The 18,780-nt window shown below is 65.5% G+C and carries 10 protein-coding genes; 6 read left to right on the top strand and 4 right to left on the bottom strand.

Translation table 11 applies throughout. From position 1 onward, the window contains the following. Positions 1 to 170: 170 nt before the first annotated feature. The 5 genes from RSPPHO_RS06060 to RSPPHO_RS06040 all read left to right on the top strand — a co-directional run bounded on the left by RSPPHO_RS06060 (position 171) and on the right by RSPPHO_RS06040 (position 11,237). Positions 171 to 6,041 carry a hypothetical protein gene (locus RSPPHO_RS06060; RefSeq protein ID WP_041794617.1) on the top strand — a complete coding sequence of 1,957 codons (5,871 nt, stop codon included), beginning with the start codon at positions 171 to 173 and terminating at the stop codon, positions 6,039 to 6,041. Positions 6,042 to 6,119: 78 nt separating this feature from the next. Further along, positions 6,120 to 6,476 (top strand): hypothetical protein, encoded by a 357-nt coding sequence (locus RSPPHO_RS06055; RefSeq protein WP_041794615.1) that lies wholly within the window; start codon positions 6,120 to 6,122, stop codon positions 6,474 to 6,476. Next, complete coding sequence (locus RSPPHO_RS06050) at positions 6,430 to 7,464, top strand: hypothetical protein (protein ID WP_014414379.1); 1,035 nt, start codon at positions 6,430 to 6,432, stop codon at positions 7,462 to 7,464. Before RSPPHO_RS06055 ends, RSPPHO_RS06050 begins: the two co-directional genes overlap by 47 nt. Before the next feature lie 13 nt (positions 7,465 to 7,477). Then, positions 7,478 to 8,869: a hypothetical protein gene (locus RSPPHO_RS06045; RefSeq protein WP_041794612.1), complete on the top strand. Its 1,392-nt coding sequence runs from the start codon at positions 7,478 to 7,480 to the stop codon at positions 8,867 to 8,869. Between the two features lie 19 nt (positions 8,870 to 8,888). After that, on the top strand, positions 8,889 to 11,237 hold the full coding sequence (locus RSPPHO_RS06040) for a hypothetical protein (protein ID WP_041794609.1): 2,349 nt from the start codon (positions 8,889 to 8,891) through the stop codon (positions 11,235 to 11,237). A gap of 45 nt (positions 11,238 to 11,282) precedes the next feature. Here RSPPHO_RS06040 and RSPPHO_RS06035 read toward each other — a convergent pair whose 3' ends face one another. The 4 genes from RSPPHO_RS06035 to RSPPHO_RS06025 form a co-directional block, all read right to left on the bottom strand. Further along, a complete protein-coding gene (locus RSPPHO_RS06035; protein ID WP_014414376.1) occupies positions 11,283 to 12,521 on the bottom strand; it encodes a beta-ketoacyl-[acyl-carrier-protein] synthase family protein in 1,239 nt (412 codons plus the stop codon). Next, the gene (locus tag RSPPHO_RS06030; RefSeq protein ID WP_014414375.1) at positions 12,514 to 12,783 is read right to left on the bottom strand and encodes an acyl carrier protein; all 270 of its coding nucleotides are present in this window, start codon (positions 12,781 to 12,783) and stop codon (positions 12,514 to 12,516) included. Before RSPPHO_RS06030 ends, RSPPHO_RS06035 begins: the two co-directional genes overlap by 8 nt. A gap of 189 nt (positions 12,784 to 12,972) precedes the next feature. Next, the gene (locus tag RSPPHO_RS21905; protein WP_422610590.1) at positions 12,973 to 13,101 is read right to left on the bottom strand and encodes a hypothetical protein; all 129 of its coding nucleotides are present in this window, start codon (positions 13,099 to 13,101) and stop codon (positions 12,973 to 12,975) included. A 19-nt stretch (positions 13,102 to 13,120) separates the two neighbouring features. Then, on the bottom strand, positions 13,121 to 16,459 hold the full coding sequence (locus RSPPHO_RS06025) for an SDR family NAD(P)-dependent oxidoreductase (RefSeq protein WP_014414374.1): 3,339 nt from the start codon (positions 16,457 to 16,459) through the stop codon (positions 13,121 to 13,123). 8 nt (positions 16,460 to 16,467) lie between these two features. On the opposite strand from RSPPHO_RS06025, the gene RSPPHO_RS06020 reads away from it, so the two are divergent. Further along, a complete protein-coding gene (locus RSPPHO_RS06020; protein ID WP_014414373.1) occupies positions 16,468 to 18,774 on the top strand; it encodes an LPS-assembly protein LptD in 2,307 nt (768 codons plus the stop codon). The last annotated feature ends 6 nt before the right edge of the window (positions 18,775 to 18,780 follow it).

Below are 18,780 nucleotides of genomic sequence, written 5' to 3'. Positions count from 1 at the left end.
CCTGACTTTTTCCAACAAATCAAACGCTTAACCTTATGACGTGATTTTTTAAACCAAAGCCACTATCAATTGGCTACGGCTATTTAAAGGTGATAAGGTGCCACCGCACCAAGAAGGCGCGCGCAAGGGCTCGGAAAGCCCGTCCCTGTCACTCTGGAACGGAGCACGCCATGGCTCAGTCGATCCCCGTCGGTACCTCTGCCAACCTGTTGTTTGGCTACCAGCCCGTTTGGAACCCCAGCGGGGAGATCCCCGTGCCGTTCTTTGGGCCGGCGACGCCGCCTTTGCGGCCGCAGAACATGACGAACACGCCGGTCGATTTTCCGCTTTGGGGCGGAACACCGGTGATCACCTTGCATCAGTCGCCCCAATCTCTGGTCTCAACGATTTACGATTACGATGTTTTACCCACGACCAGCGACCCCAAGTCGATTGTTGTCCCATCGGGTCCCCTTTCCCTGAACGATGCGGACAGCAAATCAGCCCTGGCAGCAACCCAAGATTTTCTAGGGCTGAACCTTAGCGGTCCCGGAAATTACATGCTGGTTGTTTATGAACGCCGTTCATCGACGATCACGGGAGATTTCTGGGACGGGAATACGTCGCGGGCGCGCGAGGACATCCTGACCGAGGAGGCTCTGGCCATTGTCGAGGCGCTGCCCAGGGCACAGCAACCAACCCAAGGATCCGTCCTCTACGACAGCAAGCTCACCCTCGCCGACGCCAAGAAGTATCTAGCCGCCATCAATGCCTTGGGAACGCATTTCGTGACCAAGGTCTTTACCGGCGACAAGCTTCTCCAGGTGTTTTCCTACGACGACAAGGCGTTCAAATACCTTCAGTCCCAGTTCAAACTGGCCGCAACCCCGCAACCCGACGGCACGCTGGCTGTTTCGGGGATCCTGGCCAACAGTTGGGCAATGTTCACGGCACCTGCCAGCACGGGCGGGTTCGTCAAGGCCTATGGGGCTCTCACCACATTTAGCCGGGACCCGGCGCTCCTTGCGGCGATTGCCGAGGGGAAATGGGCGAATGGCTACGTGCCGGACGGCACGCCCAGCATCTTCGCCGCCAGCCAGGACTACGGCCTGTTCGCGGCCCTCAGCCTGGATGTGCCCTATGCATGCGAACTCACCCCCATGGCCGAACTGATGCCGGGGGCGCTGGTGGAAGGCCCCTGGAACCGGGTTGTGGCGGGCGGCCTGACCCAGAAGTACGGCAACGAAGTGATCATTCCGTTACGCCACCCTCTTGACTATGACTGGGCGAAGATTTTCCCGGAGACGACCGAATCCTGGGCGTCGGGCATTGTGACACCGGTCATTGATATTTATCAGGAGCGGGTGGATCTGGCCGAGGTCAAGATGATGGGCGCCGACATTATCGGCGAAACCTATACCTTGGACAGTTTTTCCTGCTTTTCCCAAGTCTTACAGGCGACCACGGGCAAGGATACGCCGCCGATCCCCCTCCCCTCGGATTCGATTACCATTATCGCGCAGATCATCGACACCACGCAGGCAGCCCAGACCCCCGTTTTGCTACTGAGTGAAAAGGGACTGCGGGCGATGACCGTGGCCTGCCAGGAAATGTATGGCACGCTGATCTTCCAGCGCGAGGGACCGTCGTCACCGGTGACCCGCAAGACGGCCCTGGATGGCTTCCTCATGGCCACCCCGGAAGCAGTGGATCCGCTCACCCATCGCTATCTGGTCGAGATGGCGGGCGTGTTGACGGATCCCCCCAGCGAGGCCGTGCTGATCGCCCACTCCCAAAGCGTTGAGTTCTCCGTTGTGGCCGGCGAAGCCCTGTTGCAATCGCAAGGGACCGGGGCCGACGTGGTCAAGGGCCTGGAACTCACCTACCTGAACTGGCTGGCCAGTATTATTCCAGCCAATACCCAAGACGTTGTCCTGGCCAATGCCCGGGTTCAGGCCCTGTATCTTGCCAATGCCATCGCCGATTTTGGCATGAACACGGTGTTTGTTCCTTACGTGACCTACGACAGCTACGCGAAATACGTCGGTGATCTGGTGACGCAGGCCATGGCCCTGAGCGGCCAAATCGCCAATTACCAGTCGCTGCTGATCACGACCGAGGCCAATTACAAGGTCATGACCTCGATCCAGGCTGTGAACGACAACGTGCGCAGCATCGGCGGGGTCCTGACCCAGTACTTCAAGGCCCTGGCCGATGGCCGGAACTCGATCGACCAATACTACGGCAACATCAATGCCCAGTTAAGCCGACAACTCGACAGCACCCTGAAGAACATTGGTGATCTCCAGGTCCAGCTCGGCGAGCAGCAAAAGCGCATCAGTAATCTTGGGGCGCCTCCTGGCATCGTCCAGCAGTTCGAAACCGATTACGTCGCCTACCAAAAGGATCAAGTCTTCAAGCTGACGATGAGCATCGTCACCGGGCTGTTCTCGCTTGGCGCCGCCCTGGCCGGCTTCCCCGGCGCGGCGGAAAAGGGCGTTGCCGACGCTCTCAAGGCCATGGTGGACGTGTTCCAAAAGCTCCAGTCGGTCATGCAGGTCATCAATCAGTTGGGCGCCATTGAAAAGGTGACCAACGACATCGGGAAGATCAACCAACTAGCGCAATCCATCCAAAGCGCGGCGGCGGCGGGCACCATGGCGATGCCCAGCTTGGTCGATCTGCAAATGGTCCCGATCAATGTCGAAGCGGCCCTGGTCAACGTCCCCGACAGCGGCAGCTTGCAGCAAGACAAGGCCAACCTGATTGCCGCCACCAAGAACTTGGTGATTGTGGGGTCGGCCTTGCTGACCGCCCAGTCCGAAGCCAGCCGTCTGTTGGTTGAAATCGCCAACAATGAACGCCTGCGCACCATCAATTCCCAGCAGCAGGCCAAAATGTCGGCCCTGGGCAACGCACTCAATCTGAGCAACCCGGCGCTCCCGCCCGATCTGGCCAAGATTGATCTGATCGGCACGACGGGTCAGTTGCAGTTCCAGCTCAAGCAGGTTCTGAGCACGCTGGCCAAGGTCCTGGCTAACCAGAACGGCGCCTTGCAATTTACCTATTTTGGCACGCCGGTCGCCATCTCCTCGTTTTCGCTCAATCAGTTGCTGGCGGTGATCGCCAATCAGGACGCCAATATCCTGAGCGCCCTCCAGCACCTGAACCCGCAGCCGCAGAAAATCGACCAGCCGATCACGGTCAAGATCGGCCCCATCCCCTACAAGGAACTGATCAACGGCAGCTTCAAGCGGATTACCATCCACCAGTCCGACCCGGGCTTTTGGAACTACGTCATGGTTCGCATTGACCGGGTGGTGCCGCGTGTTCGGGGGGTGGCCTCCACTGCCTCGGGGTCGTTCGAGATTTCCCTGGACACCCAGGCCCATCCCTTCTTGGACCGCGACCCGGAGCGCCAGCCCTACACCTTTGTGTCAACGCGCCGGGTTTTCGGGCCTTACGTTTATGACGTCGCTACGGGCGCGGCGCAGTTTGGTACCAACACGGGGACGTTTGCCGACAAGGTGACCCAGCTCACCCCCTTTACCGACTGGAACGTCAGCCTGCCGGCGAAGAGTACCAACAAGGACATCACCTTTAACGAGCTTCTGGTCGATATCGAGATCGATTTCTATGTGACGGCGATCTACAACGACCCGGTCGCCTTGATGCGCCAGCGGATGATCCGGGCCATGACCGAGCGCCGGGCGGTGCCGATGGCCCGGCTGGCCGCCCCCAGCCCGGACGCCGAGGCCCTGGCGTTCGCGGCTCTCCCGGACTCCTCGCCCAGCCTCGCCTATCTTGAAGCCCAGATGTACCAAAACCAAAGCGTTCTCAACGGCTGGGACGCCGTGTTTAGCATGCTGTCCGGTCCGGTGAACGCTTTCTTGAACCAGCAGTTCTTGACGTATATCCAAAAGCTGGTCCCCGGGGATAACAGCGGTCTGATGCCGATCAGCGCTTCCTTCTTCGGCACGGCAACGCCGGTCGGACGGGGATTCTGGAGCAGCACGGTCACCCAGCTTGATTTCAGGCTGACCACCCCGCTGTTGCAGTTTATCGCCAGTTCCGATCAGGCTTCGGTCCAGCAGTACATCAAATCAGGATCGGTTGCGATCGGCTCGGTCGATGTCACCGGCAACAACCAGACCAAGACCAGCGCCTTCCTCCCCAGCAAGACCACCCTCCCGGCCGGTCCGTTGACCTTTAGGGCCGATACCACGACGAAGGAGCTGGTCATTGCCCAGGGCAACGTCCTTGGTCTCGCCCTGGGGAGCATTTACCTCAGCACGACCGGAACGTTGCCGGCCCCGCTGCAAGTGGGTGACCCCAGCACGTATACCAACGAGTATTACATCGCCCGCTGGACGACGACCGACAGCGAAACCCGGATCACCCTCACCAGCGATCCCTCAGGCGAAAAGCCCATCGAGATCACCTCCGCGGGCAGCGGCACCCATACCCTGACGGTGGATGTCAGTTGGGGCAGCCCCTCGGTAATGGACATCAGCCAATCGCCTTATGTGTTTGCCAACGTTCAGCTTTCTACCATCGTGGGCTTGGTGGATCCGCCGGCTGGTCAGGGCGACAAGGACAACACCTTGTCGGTGGTCCTGGATTTCCCGACAGGGTCCTTCGTGCTGCGCAATATCCATGTTGAGCCGCCCAACTGGAGTCCCTCGGCCTACGCGACGCAGATTTCTGCCGCCATCGCCAACTACTATGCCCAAAACGACATCCGCTTCCTGGTCCAAACCCTCAACACCACGGATTTGGCCGCCGACAAGGCGCTGACTCCGAGCAAGTTCGTGTTGCATGCCATGACAACCAACGCAGGCAATAATGTTCTCCAGTTGTTGATTGCCACAACCGGCACGCTCCAGAACACGCACACGATCAATGTGAGTGAACCGGTCGCCTATAATCCCGCCGCCCCGGTGGCCGGGGTGAGTGACTTCATGATTTCGCTGATGATCAGCTCGAAGCTGACCTTCCAACACATCTTTGTCGATAGCTTCAACCGGGGCTCGACCAACTTCGTTCTTGCGGCGGTCCAGCCCGACAAGGATTTCGAGGCATGGAGCGCCCGCATGACGTCGGGAACGATGGTCGCGGTCGTTCCTTTTGAAGACAGCTATGATGTCAATGGCACCAAGACCCAGTTTCGGATGTCAGCCAGTGGCAACACCTTGAAGTGGGACGTCACCGGCCTGACGTTCTCGCGGACCGAAACCGATGGCGTGGCCCTTTACTACTCGAACGGGACGGCAAACCCGCCAACCGGCGGCACCAACGTCGATTTCCAATACCGTCAGTATGTCTATGTCAGTGGCGGCTCCTACGCGCCGGGTCATTGGTATTGGACCAACTGGACCGATGCCTCGGCCATGACCTACGTCACCATGACGGGAACCTACCCGCTGGAAGTGAGGAACAGCGGCCCCAATCAGCTCGTCGAGTTCGCGACCACCAACCCGACGATCACGGTGGACAAGTCGAGCGACCTCAAGCCGACCGGGGCCTGCGAATGTAACAACAACGACCTCAAGATCGCCTTGATGTCGGCCTTGTCGGCGTCGCTGCCCGCCGAACTCCAGAAGAACATGCAGCAGATCAGCTTCAAGCCGATCTCGATCATGGCCCTGGAAAGCCTGCTGTTCCCGGCCGAACAGTTGATCGCCATGTCCACGGCCAAGGTGCCCGCCGACTCCTTGGTGGTGGGCCGCTTCCTGGCCCAAGTGCGCAAGACCTGCCCAACCTACACCGTGACCATCCCGGCCTCGGCGGGGGCCCAGGGCAGCTTTGGCGGCGTGTCGTTCAAGAGCGGTGACAAGGTCAGCAGCGTCACCAAGGGCTCGATGCCCGCCACCTTTGAATTCATCTACGGACCGATCGACCCGGCCCTCGGGGGACAGGTCACCTACCGCCTTAACATCCAGACCGGCGAGATCTCGCCAAAGATGATCGCCGTGATCTACCAGCCGGACATTTCGTCAACCACGGCGGCCCAGAATGTCACCTTGCTGTTGCCAGGATACCCGCTCCCGACGACAAGCTGATCTGCCCAACGGTTGCGGCGGGGGGCCGACACAAGCTCCCCGCCGGGTTTCCCCCCATGTCGGCCAGGAGGCCCTGGGATGAGCCTGCAAGACCCTGACCTGAAGGCCCTGGTGGCCTTGATGGCCGACGCCCCGTCGGTCCCCGAGGGATGGGACGTGGCAATCACGCTGTCCACCCCCGTCCTGAACGCCTTGGTGCGATCGTCCTGGGAAAGCCAGCCCCCGATCGCCCCCTCGCTGCGGTGGGCCGCACCGCCCGACGCAGGCCCGTCCCCCGAGGTGCTAGAGGTTGAAGCCCCCCTCCCCCCGCCCCTCCTGCGCCTAAACGCCAGCACTGGCATGGTTGACCTGACCTTTTATCCTGAGCGCCGGAGCCACGCGCCGCGGCGTGCCCGACGCGGCCCCCCGCCTCCCTGGCGCCGCGCTAGAAGGTGACGCCGTGGCGTGGTCGGCCCCGGAGCCCATCACAGCGCAAACGCCCGTGCGTGTTGTGACCGAGGTCCCCGTTTCGGTGCTGGCAACGGCGGAGGCTTTCGTGGTGGGCCTTGATTTCGGGGCGGCCGCCTTGCGCCTCAGCGATCGCTTGCCGGGCCTAGCGACGACGAGCGCCCCCCTTGCGGCTGTGCCCGCCCTTGATGCGCGCGGACAGATCGCCCGCCTGGACCGACGGGCCGGCCCGGATCCAACCTTGGTCCCGGCCGGGGTCAGCACGCGCATTGTCCCGACGAAGGACGGCCGGGCCGCTTTCCAGATTTTGACCGGCCCGACGGCGGGCGGATCGCTTGCCGCAGCAGGGGGGGCCGCCTTGGTGCCGGCGGCCGCGTCGGCGCAGGGAGGGGAGCCGGCCCCGGGCATCGCCGTGCAAGTCAGTTCCCAAGCGACCATGGACATGATCGCGCGCGCCTACAATCAAGGGACCGGGGTGATCAAGATCCTGGCGGTCCCACCAGCCGACCCGCACCCCCACTGGTTCTTGCAAGTGCACGAACCCATGGTGTTCGAGGGCACGTTCGGCTCGGCGGACGGTCAGGTGTACGTCCGGGACCACGCCCGCCAGTTTCTGTGCTTTGCCGGCTCGTCCGATCAGGATCTGAAGCTGTTCACGGTCATTGACCCCACTTCAACCGTGCGACTTCAGTTGGATCTTGCCGCCCACTACCCGACGGAGATCAACGATGGGGTCGCCTTGAGCGAGGGCGGACAGTCGGTGACAGGCGAAGGGTTTTATGAATCGATCGTCCGGCCGCAACTGGAAGCCTTCTTGGTTGGCGACATTCGCGCCGACATGACCCGGGTCCGCCTGACCCCCCTCAACGACCTGCTTCTCCAGCGCCTGACCTTGCCCGGCCACACCGTGCACCTTGAAGACGCCGCCCTGCCGGGAGAAACGCTGGTTCTGGGCAGCGTGCGCCCCACGGCCTGAGAAAGGGAACGCCATGGCCTCCCCCGCGACCCTCGACATGCTTTTAGCCGAAATGGCCCAGAACAAAGAAGTCTTGAACGGCTGGGATGCGGTGATGAACGTTCTGGAAAGCGCGATCAACACCTTTTTTCAGTCCCAGTTCCGCAAACAGACCGGCAATACCGGCACAATGACGATTTCACAAGTCTTTTGTGGCCCACGCATTCCCAATCCCCACGGGGATTACAGTGTTGTCACCAGCTTTTCCTTCACACTCGGCCCACCTTCCTTTGTTTTTACCGATGCCTCCAATACGGTCACGATGACCCAGGCCATCCTCGGCGGCACCACCTGTACCGGGAGCCTTGCCGTGGGGGCCGGTTTCCAGCCCGCGTCGTGCGGCTGCACGGCCAATGACCCCCGCGTCGTCTGGGGCTCCCCTGAGCGGGTTGATCTCGGCCAGCATCCCACGGTCTCGGCCAAGGTCCCCCTGACCTCGGTCACCGGCCTGATTGATACCCGCACCCAGACGGTGGTGCTGGATTTTGCCAACGGCGCTTTTACCGTCACCAACCTGACGATCGCCAACGTCGGATCCGACGATATCGCGCTGCACATCAAGAACTGGTTCGTCTCCAACGGCGTGCGCTATACGCTGGCCTCCGTGGTTCTCGGAACGGGGTCCCTGCCCTCGCTAACCCCAACGTGGTTCCGCTTCCGGGTGATCAAGACCAACGTGGGCAACACCATTGTCCAACTGCTAATCCACACCACCGGGACAGGGACCCAGGGCGACCCGATGGTGCCCGAACCGATCCCAACGGCCGACGGCTACACCTGTTCCCTGATGATCAGCTCCCGGATCACGTTTTCCGATATCCTGTGCGCCGGGTTCAACGCGGCCAACAAGCCGTTTCGGCTCTACCCCCAGAGCACCTCGCTCACGGCGGGCTATACGGCCACGATCGCGCCGCCCATGCACTTTGCCGGATCCTTCAGCTATGGCAGTTGCTGCTCTCCCACCACCGTGACCTATTCGTTGTATCTGGGGGGGACCTATTCGGGCACCGCGACTCATGGCTTTCATTTATGGCAAGAGATCACCCCGAGCGGCAATGTGGGCAACACCATCACGGTCTCGGGCGACAATCCGGTCAGTCTGTCGGGCACGGGCGCCGCGCAGGCGATCTGCATCACCCCACAGCCTCCCACCGTCGTCGTGACCGGCGGCGCCTCCGAGACGATCAACAGCACGCTTCAGGAAATTCTCAATACCGACTTCAAGACGGCCATGGCCGGCATCTCCTTTGGCCCCGTGACCTATTTTTCCCTGCGCACGATCCTGTTTCCTGACAGTATGATGAAAATGGGGGTGGTTCAGGTGCCCACGGATCTCGTCATCGTTGGGACCTTCCAGCCTGGTTAGGCGACGTCAGGGACATGTCATGGTCAGCATCTCTCTTGGAGATCCGGTCGATCTCCTCTCGGGCTTGGCCCCTTGCTTTTACCCAGCGGCCTCTCCCTGGACCCTGCCTCCCAACCGGCCGCTGGTCGTCGAGCCCCCGGATCCCCCCACGACCCCCGTTCTCTGGGACCCCCTGACCCTCTCCCTGCACGAAACCGTCGAGGATCTGCTGGGTCACCTGTTCGCCTATAGCGTGACCCCCATGGTGGGCCTGGATGGCCCTTTGTCCCTGGAGGCCAGCGTGCTGATGGCCGACGCGCCCCTGGCCCCGTTGGAAGCCCGGCTGGGTCTCGACCTCACCCAGCAGCCAGCCCCGGCCTATCTTCTGGCCCGGCTGCGCGGTGCCCGCGAAACCGTCTACTACACGCCAGAATGGTTAGGCCTTAACCGAAAGGGCAAAATCGAGCAGTGGCTGACCCCCGAAGGCCGCAACGCCATGGCCCGCCTGCGCCTGAGCGACCAGTTCCAGGAAGGTGCCGACTTCCATGGGCGGATCAGCGCTCGAAACGCCCAGCGCTACCTGGACTACTTCCACGACTTTGGAACCCACCTGATCCGCTCGATCCGCTGGGGCGAAATGATTTTTCAGGTGTTTGCGCTCAACGAGACCGTTCTGCCAAGCGTGCGGGCGCTGTTCCACCAGGAGGCGGGCGGTCCGCTGATCCAAGGTCCCCTCGCCCAAGGGTTGACCCACCTCACCCGGGCCCCCTGGGTCCAGCGGGCCAGCCCCCTCCTCACCACCGATGACACCCCCGATACCCGATGGGTCACACACCACCGGATCTGGGGCGAGGGAGAAACGGCCAGCTTGCTGTCGCCGGCTGCCCTGGTTCCGGCCAACCGGGCGACGGTGTTAAGCCGCTTGCCGGCGCGCAGCGTGATCGGCGTCACCTTGGCCTGTCAGGCCCTCTACCTTGAGGATTTCCGCGCCGATGCCTGGACCCGGGTGCTGCGGGGCTGCCTGTCCCAACGGTTCGCGCACGCAACCCGGGTCGGCTGGCGGGCCCGGGGAGGCTTTCGCACCGTGCCTTTCCTCGCCAGCGCGGGAACATCTTCTCCCCTGGTGCCTGCCCTCGCGCCGCCCGACCGCGAGCCCGGGCTGGCCTTGTTTGCCACGGCCCACCCGGAAACCGGAGCGGCGCTGCCCCTCACCACCACCACCCCGGTGGCCGAGGTAGCCCGGCAGTGGAAACTCCCCTTCATCGAGGGCAGCCTCGTCTTGAGCGACMCCCACGGCGGGCGCGCCTGTCTGGTGGAGGGGGTGTGGCTGGGGACCGGCGCCGATGGCCGGCCCACGGTCCTCGGGGCACCGGCCGAGCCGGACCCGGCCTTGCTGCGGGCGCACGCCCCCGCCTTGTCGCTGTTTCTCGCCCTGGCCCGCTCCCTCCTGGGCCCCGGGGTCGTGCCCGAGGCCGCCGCCGCCGTGCGCCGTGCCGCCGGGTGGCTGGCCGAGGTCACCGCCGGCCACGACACTGTGAGGGCGCTTCACGAGCAGGCCGTGGGGGTGGCCTGGGGGCTGGGCGTGCGAGGGGCCGACAGCCTCGCGGCCGATCCGGCCACGCGCACCGCGTTGCGGGCGGTGCTGGAGGAAGCCCTGGCGCTCCTGGCCCTGCGGCCCGACCTGGGCGGCCTGGGAGCAGCCACGCGCGGCCTGGAACGACGGGTCTCAGCCCTGCGCCGCGCGCTGCCCGCCGCCCAGACGCCCGATGCCTTGGGTCCCAGCCTTGACCATGCGGTCCAGGCGCTGCACGAGCGCTTTGCCCGGTGGGCGGCCCTGCCGACCCTGCCTCCCCCCCTGGCCGCCGCCCTGGCCGCCGGCGCCACCTTGGCCCAGCCCCCCGATCCCCGGCGGTTGCCCTCCGGCCTGCTACCCGGCACCGAGGGCGTCGCAGTGGCGTGGAACGCGGTCTTGGGACTGCGCGCCCGCCATGCCGAGGCGCGGGCTGCCTTGCATCGGGCGGTGGGCGAGGGCGACAAGGCGGTAGCGCTCCTGCGCGCCGAAAGCCTGACGGCCTGGGAGGTGCCGACCACCTTGCGGGAAGACCTCCTAAACGCCGTCCCCGATCTCCCAGAGGCCGAGCGCCAGGGGATGCGCGAGGAGGTCACGACCCTCCTCGATCTTGCCACCTCGGCCGGCCTGCTGATCGAAATCCCCCTGCCAGAGGAAACACCCCTGGACCTGCGCCGCCTCGCCGCAGTCCTGGCCGTGTTGACCCTGGCTCGATCCCTGGGCGTTGAGATCTCTCCTCTTGACACCCTGGCCCTGCCCAGTGTCGCCGCCCGCCTTTCCCAAGCGCTGGCTAACCCCATGACGCCGCAGCCCTGCTAAACGAGGGGTCTGGGGAGGCCCTCGCCTCCCCAGCCTTCCTTTCCCTCACCCCGCCGACGTGGCGGGAAAGCGCCGAAACGCCAACGACACAAAGTGCCCGCCAAAGGCAAACGAGTTGGACAAGGCCACATCGGTCGCCAGCGGCACGGTCCGCCCGCCTCCCTGCCACGCCGGCGCCAGACCCACCCCCTCCCAAAAGGGATCCACGGCATGGGGAGCCTGCTGGCGCTGAAGGGCAAGCACGGTGGCGACGGCCTCAAGCGCGCTGCCCGCCCCCATGCAATGCCCCACGGCCGGCTTGCAGGCACTCACCACGGGACCCGCGCCAAACACCTCGGCAATCGCCGCGCTTTCCAGGGCGTCGTTCAGGTCGGTGGCGGTGCCGTGGGCGTTGATGTGGCCAACCTGCGCCGGGCTCAGGCCCGCATCCGCCAAGGCGGCCCGCATGGCGCCGGCCATGCCGCGTTGGGTGGGCCGGGTCAAGCTGGGGGTATCGGACACGGCGCCCGAGCCCAGGATCTCGCCCAGGATGCGAGCCCCGCGGGCTTGGGCGTGCTCCAGGCGCTCCAGCACCAAAACAGCGGCGGCCTCGCCAATGACAAAGCCCTGCCGCTCGCGGGTGAAAGGCCGCATGATCCCGGTGGCCGGGTCGGTTTGCGGACTCATGACGGCGAGCGCATCCCAGGCGGCGAAGAGGGCGGTCCCGGGAAAGGCCTCGGCGCCCCCGGCCAGACACACGTCCATCTCGCCTTGTTGCAAGGACCGGGTCGCTTGGGCCAGGGCATGGCCCGAGGCGGCGCAGGCCGTGACATGGGCCGTCGAGGCCCGCTCCAGTCCATAGCGCGCGGCCAAGGCCGCGGTGGGGCCGTTGAGCATGATCTTGAGCAAGGTGGTCGGTCGCAACCGCTGGTCCCGGGCGACCCGCTCGACCGCGTCTTGGATGGACGCCGCCGGCCCGAAGGCACTGCCCATCATCACGCCGGCCCGTCCTCCGATGCTCTGGGGATCCAGCCCGGCCTCGGCCAGGGCTTCGTCGGCGGCGGCAAGGGCCAGCAGACTGACCCGGTCGTAGCAATGGGCATCGGCCTTGCGCACCAAGCCTTGAGTGTCGAACCCGGGAAGTTCGCCGCCCCAATGGCAGGCAAACCGGCTGGTGTCCAGGCTGGTGATGGGGCGCAGGGCCGAGGCGCTGGCAAACAGGCCCGCCTCGAACTCGGCTCGGCCCTGACCAAAGGCGGACAAGACCCCAAGGCCGGTCACGACAACGCGCGCGGGCTTATCCATGGGAGGGGGCCGGCCCCGCGCCCCGGTGCTGGAGGATCAGCTCTTCGGTCATGCTCAGGACATCACCCAGAGTATGCAGTTGGTCACGGCAGCGCTGCATATGGCTCAGGACGGGGGCGTCATATTTTTCTTCGATCTCAAACATGATCTCGACAAAATCGAGCGAATCGATATCAAGGTCTTCCAGGGTTTTATAGTCTTGGAGTTCTTCTGGTTTGACCTCCAGGAAGTCGGCGATCAGGCTCAGGATCTCGTTTTTCATGAGGGGACCTTCCAGATAGACCTGAGGGGTGAAGTGGTTTTGGGGAGGTGGGGAGAAGATATTTTTTTGCCTATTAAAATTAAAACGGGTTTTTTGTAATGAAGGGTTATTTTTTATACTAAGAACCGTGTTTGAAGGGAAGGCTGGGGAGGCGGGCCTCCCCAGACCCCTCGGGCGTTTTGGGGGAGGTTAGGATGGATCGGCGCAGACCATGGCGGCCGCGAGGTCGAGCAGGGTTTGCCCGCCCAAGAGCGCGGCCAGGGGCATGACGTGGCCCAGGTCCCGTTCAACGGCGGCCTGAAACTCGACCGCCGCCAGAGAGTCGAGTCCCAGGCGATCAAGCGGGGTGTCCAGGGACAGGTGATCGGGGGAGGTTTTTGATGATCCCGGCCAGCAGGTCCCGGCACTGGAGCGCGAGCCGCCGCCCCCGCTCGCCGTCGCTTTCCCCCTCCCTTCCCAGGCGCAGGCGAGGTCTCCTGCGTTCCCAGCGGGCCGTGTCGAACGCGCGGGCAAGACAGATCTGGGGCCGCCCCGAGCGCAAGGCCGCGCCCAAGCCCGCCAAGGCAACCGCCGGGTCAAGGAGCGGCAGGCCCGCCGCGCTCAAAAAAGCCGCAACCGGGGCCGACGCTGCCATGCCCACCCCGGCAATCGGACCAAAATTGACACTGAGCGTCGGAAGACCGGCGCGGTGGCGCGCCCAGGCCAAGCCATCGAGAAAGGCATTGGCCGCCGCATACGCCGCCTGACGCGGCGTGCCCAGGAGGGCACTCAAGGACGACGCCATCACAAAGGTCTCAATCCCCAGATCCAGACTGGCCTGATGCAGGGCCAGGGCACCCTCCACCTTGGGCGCCAGCACCGCGCGCACATCGGCCTCGGTGAGGTCACGGGCCGGCCGGTCGCGGGTCTGGCCGGCCCAGTGAAACACCCCGGCCAAGGGACGATCGGTCCTCGCCAACTCCCGCATCAGGGCGCGCACCGCCTGAGGATCGGTCACATCCAGGGGTCGAACCGCCATCTCGCCCCCCAGACAGCCCACGGCGCGGGCCAGCGGCGCCACCCGGGCCTGGGATGGCACCGACCGGCTCGTCAGCACAACCCGCCCGGCACCGTGGCGGACCAGCCACAGGGCCAGGGCCTGACCAAAGCCGCCAAGCCCGCCCGTCACCAGATAGCTGCGGCCAGGATCGCCCCGCCACGGCGCGTCCTCGGACTCGGCAACCGGGACAAAACACGGGCGATAGCGCTGCCCGGCCCGCAGGGCGATCGCCGGAACTCCGGCCCCAATCTCCTGCCAAAGACGCTCCAGTGCCGGCCCCTCGGCCCAGGAATCCGCGCTCGTAACATCAATCAGCGAAACATCGCCGATGTCGTTGCACAACGCACGCCCCAGCCCCCACACCGCCGCCTGATCGGGCCGGACCTGATCTTGGGGCGTCACCGGCTGGGCATCGTGGGTCAGGAAACATAACCGCCCCCGGCCCGGCTCCCCCCCCAAGGCCAGGAGCGTGGCCAGCCCCTCGACCAGCGGCGCCATAGGGAGAAGCGTCACCTCGACGGCCGGAGCCACCGCCCCCAGCGCGTTCTTCAAGCGCTCGGCCTGCGGCCCGGCCGGGGCAACCACACGCACCGGCCGCCCCCCGAAGGCGGCAGGGGGATCTGGCTGGACCGGGACGACCTCCCAGCCCGGCGCCCGAAAAAAGTCGGGCCGGGGAATGGGGGACGTGAGCCGCCGCAAGGGCCGGGCCGTCACCCCATCCAGCCGGGCCAGACAGACCCCGTCGTCGTCCAGCACCCACGCGCTGCACTCTCCCAAGGCAGAATCGTCGCTGGCGAGCGTAATCCACGCCCACACCGTGGCCGGCAGGGGGGTGTACACGCTCAGGCGCTGGACGGCGGTCAAAACGACCGCCCCCTCCCCCACCCGCAAGGCCAAGGCGGCCTGAAACACCCCGTCGAGCAAGGCCGGCACCCCCTGGACCTCGGGAACCGGACAACTCGGCCGATGAAGGCTGATCCGGGCCAAGGCTGCGCCGCCATCCGCCGCCAGGGAGAGGAAAGACGGCCCCTGAAACGCCGGGCCATGCCCTAGCCGCGCCCGCTGCGCCTCCAGGTCAACCGGATGCGGGGCCCGGGCGGCGAGATCGCCCACCACGCAGGCCGCAGGGCGCGGCGCTGCCTCCCCAATCCGGGCCGTGAGAACCCGGGTGACGTGTGCCGGCCGGGCCGGATCGTAGGCCAGAACCTCCAGCGCCTCGGCCACCACGCGGCTGTCAAGAACCTGCTCGTGGCGTCGGGTCAACGGAAAAAGACCCGGAAAGCGACAGGCTTCAAGACACAACGGCGTGTCGGCGGCAAAGGCTCCGGCCGCCTGCCCGGCCTGGAGTGCGGCCTCCAAAGCCGCCGCGCCGGGCAGGACCGGCACGCCCTCGATCCGGTGATCCGCGAGAAAGGCAAAAAGAGTTCGATTAAGGTCGGCCCGCCACGTGCGCGGCTGGGCGGCCGGCTCGGCCCATGGACTGGCCGCCGGATCGCCCCGCCGGTCCAAGGCCTGCACCTCGGCTTCGTGCCAGAACGGCCGGCGCTGCCACGCGGTCACGGGCAGCCCGACCAGCCGGCCCTCGGGCGCCTGGGCCCGCCAGTCGAGCCCTCCCCCGCTCTCGTAGTGGCGGGCCAGGGCGTGGTGCAGCGCCGCCGCCTCGTCGGGCCCGCCGTCCAAGACGGGCAGGACCACGATAGGCTGGGTCTGCGCGCGCGCCGCCTCGCGCAGCGGACCTTGCAACACCGGTCGGGCCCCAATCTCCAAGCAGTGGCGCACGCCCAAGGCAAAAGCGGCCGCCAGCGCTTCGTGAAACCGCACGGGCTGGCGCACATTGTCCCACCAATAGGCGGCCTCCATCCCCGCCTCGACCGAAACTCGTCGGGCGGTCACACTGGAGAACAGCAGAAGCGACGGCTCCCGCGGCGCAAGCCCCGCCAGGGCCGCGCGCAAGGGCGCTTCCAGCGGGTCCATGTCGGCACTGTGATACGCGATCTCCCCAGGCAACCGGCGCCAGGGCACGCCTTGGCGGCGCAACAGCGCCTGTGCCTCGGCCAGAACCGCGTTGGATCCGGCGAGCGTCAGGGCCGTTGGGCCATTCAGCGCGGCCAGGGCCAGCCCCGGCACCTGCTCTTGCAGCGCCGCCACCGCCGCCTGGGGCAGCCGCACCGCCAGCAAGCCCCCCCGGCCGGCCCGCTGATCTTGCAACCGGGAGCGCGCCCAGCACACCCGCACGGCGTCCTCCAAGCTCAGGTGCCCGGCGCAAAAAGCGGCGGCCACCTCCCCGGCCGAATGGCCCAGGCATCCGTCGGGCCGCAGGCCGTGGCGGGCCAGAACCCGCACCACGGCGCACTGGAAAGCAAAGCCCGCAGGCTGGGCCAAGCGACAGGGCCAAGGCGCATCGGGGGTCTCGCCCGCCAGGAGGGTGGCGCTCAGGGAAAATCCGGCCAGCGGGGCCCAGAGGGCGTCGATTTCCTCCAGCGTCTGGCGAAACACCGGCTCGCTCGCCGCCAGCATCCGGCCCATGCCCGGCCACTGCGGCCCCATGCCGGAAAAGACAAACAAGACCGGGCCGCCGTGCCGCACCTCGGCGCACCGCCCGCCCGTGCGGGCCACCCCCCGCAAGGCCGCTGCCAAGGGCCGACGTGGTCGCCGCCCCGGTTCCGTCGGCGTCGATCCAGGCGGCGCCGCCCGCGGCCCCCAAGAAACCGGTACTGCCGCCGGCCTTGGCCCCCGCCAAACCGGCGCCGGCGGCCCCCACGCAGACGCTCGCTGTTCAAAGCGATCCCGTGCCCGAGGGCGAAACCCTGGTCGATGCCGACAGCCTGACGCGCGACGACGACCTGGGTGTGGTGACGGCGCGCGGCAACGTGGTGGTGGTGAGCGGCCCCAAGGTGCTGCGGGCCGACGTGGTGACCTACAACACCGTCGATAAAATGGTCACGGCCTCGGGCCATGTCTCGCTGACCGAGCGGACACTGCCCGGCACGCCGGCGCCGGCCCAGGGGCCCGAGACAACCTTTGCCGATTACATGGAACTGACCGGCGATTTGCGCGACGGATTTGTGCGCGGCATTCAGATCCTGTCGCCGTCGGGAACCCGGCTGGCGGCGCTGTATGGCGAACGCTCGTCGCAGACCCAAAAAAAGGAGTTTGCCCGCGGGGTTTACACGGCGTGCGACTCGTGCTCGGGCGAGGCCTCGCCGCTGCCCACCCTGACCGGACGACGCGACGGCCCCCGGCAGCCCCCGCCCAGTTGGCAGGTCAAGGCGGCGCGGGTCACGCACGACGAGGCCGAGCAGGAGGTCGTGTTTCACGATGCCTGGATTGAGGCGTTCGGAGTGCCGGTGCTCTACACGCCCTATCTGAGCCAAGCCGACTCCACGGTGTACCGCCGCTCTGGTTTTCTGGCCCCCTCAACCGGGTCGTCCGACCGCCTGGGGGGCGAGCTTCAACTGCCCTATTATCTTGTGTTCGACGACCACTCCGATGCCAAGCTGACGCTGCAATATACCGAAAAGCAGTACGCCATCTTAAAAGGCGACCTGAATCGCAACTTCAGCCGGGGGGCTCTGACGTTCAACGGCTCTTTCAATCCCTATGACGAGGACGGCTGGACCCAGGGATATTATGCCTCCAAGGCCACTTGGCACCTGGACCCGGTGTGGCGCGCCTCGCTGGAAAGCTCCCTGACGACGCGGCCGGTCTACCTGCGCCGCATCGACGTTTCCCCGCCCAACAACGTGGACTACCTGACGAACCATCTGAGCTTGGAGGGCTTCGGCCTGCGCTCCAGCGCCTCGGTGGAGGGATTTTACTTCCAGTCGGTGACGGAAGGGGTAGCCCAATCGGGCATGACCGCCGTGCCGCTGCTGGCCGACATGACCTTGCTCTCCGACCCGTTATGGTCGAATGGCCACGTGGAGACGGCGCTCAACAGCGTGGTGCTGCGCCGACCCTCGGGCACAGATTCCGAGCGGGTGAGTGTGGGCTCACGCTATTCGGTGCCCCTGCGCGACGGCTTGGGCAACGAGATCACCGCCCTGGCGGCAGTGCGCGGGGACTTCTATCACGTGGTCGATCAAACCCTCGACTCGGGTCACCGTTTCGATGGCTCGGTGGCGCGGGTGGTGCCTCAGGGCGGGGTGATCTGGCGCCACCCCCTGATCGCGACGGGGGCCGGCTATTCCCAGGTGATCGAACCGAAAGTGGGGGTGTTTGCCGCCCTGCCCGACAACAACCCCGACGAGATTCCCAACGAGGACAGTCGGGTGGTCACTTTGGATGTGGGCAACTTGTTTCAGCCCTCGCGCGTGCCCGGCCATGACCGGGTGGAGGGTGGCGAATGGACCGCCTACTCGCTGCGCTATGCCTATGCCGGCGACAAGGGCGATGTGCTCGACATCGAGGCCGGCCAGTCCTATCGCCTGGGCACCGACACCGACTTGTTTCGCGCCGGCTCGGGCCTGGACCACACACTGTCCGACGTGGTGGCGCGCATCCGCTATACGCCGTCCGCCCATCTCAGCATGCAGTACGACACCCAGCTTGACCACGACAGCCTCGTGCCGCAGCGTCATGTCCTGCGCCTCTCCGGGGGCAATACCTTGGTCAACGGCGGTGTCAATTACCTGTACGCCGACACCACCACCACGCTGGATGGCGACGTCCTCAAGGATCGGCAGGAAATCACCGGCTTCGGGGCGACCCGCGTTGCGCGTCACTGGGTCGTATCGGGCGCCCACACATACAGCTTCGACCGGAACAAATCGGTGCGCACGGCCCTTGCCGTGGGGTACGACGACGAATGCCTCAGCATCGCCACAACTTATACGCGAGACCACACGGTTGAATACGATGTCAAGGGAGGGACAACGCTGATGTTCACCCTGACCCTGAAAACGCTAGGCTCTTACTCCTTCTCGCCCAGCCTGGGCGACTCCTCCAGTTGACCGAGG

It is taken from the genome of Pararhodospirillum photometricum DSM 122 (assembly GCF_000284415.1).
GTDB classification, from domain to species: domain Bacteria; phylum Pseudomonadota; class Alphaproteobacteria; order Rhodospirillales; family Rhodospirillaceae; genus Pararhodospirillum; species Pararhodospirillum photometricum.
The sequence above is the reverse complement of the archived record's forward strand: the minus strand, read 5'-3'. Positions and strand labels throughout refer to the sequence as shown.

Excerpts from the sequence above, each read along its gene's own strand:
- RSPPHO_RS06055 (WP_041794615.1), top strand. The coding sequence starts at position 6,120 with ATGAGCCTGCAAGACCCTGACCTGAAGGCCCTGGTGGCCTTGATGGCC.
- RSPPHO_RS06045 (WP_041794612.1), top strand. The coding sequence starts at position 7,478 with ATGGCCTCCCCCGCGACCCTCGACATGCTTTTAGCCGAAATGGCCCAG.
- RSPPHO_RS06035 (WP_014414376.1), bottom strand. The coding sequence starts at position 12,521 with ATGGATAAGCCCGCGCGCGTTGTCGTGACCGGCCTTGGGGTCTTGTCC.
- RSPPHO_RS06060 (WP_041794617.1), top strand. The coding sequence starts at position 171 with ATGGCTCAGTCGATCCCCGTCGGTACCTCTGCCAACCTGTTGTTTGGC.
- RSPPHO_RS06030 (WP_014414375.1), bottom strand. The coding sequence starts at position 12,783 with ATGAAAAACGAGATCCTGAGCCTGATCGCCGACTTCCTGGAGGTCAAA.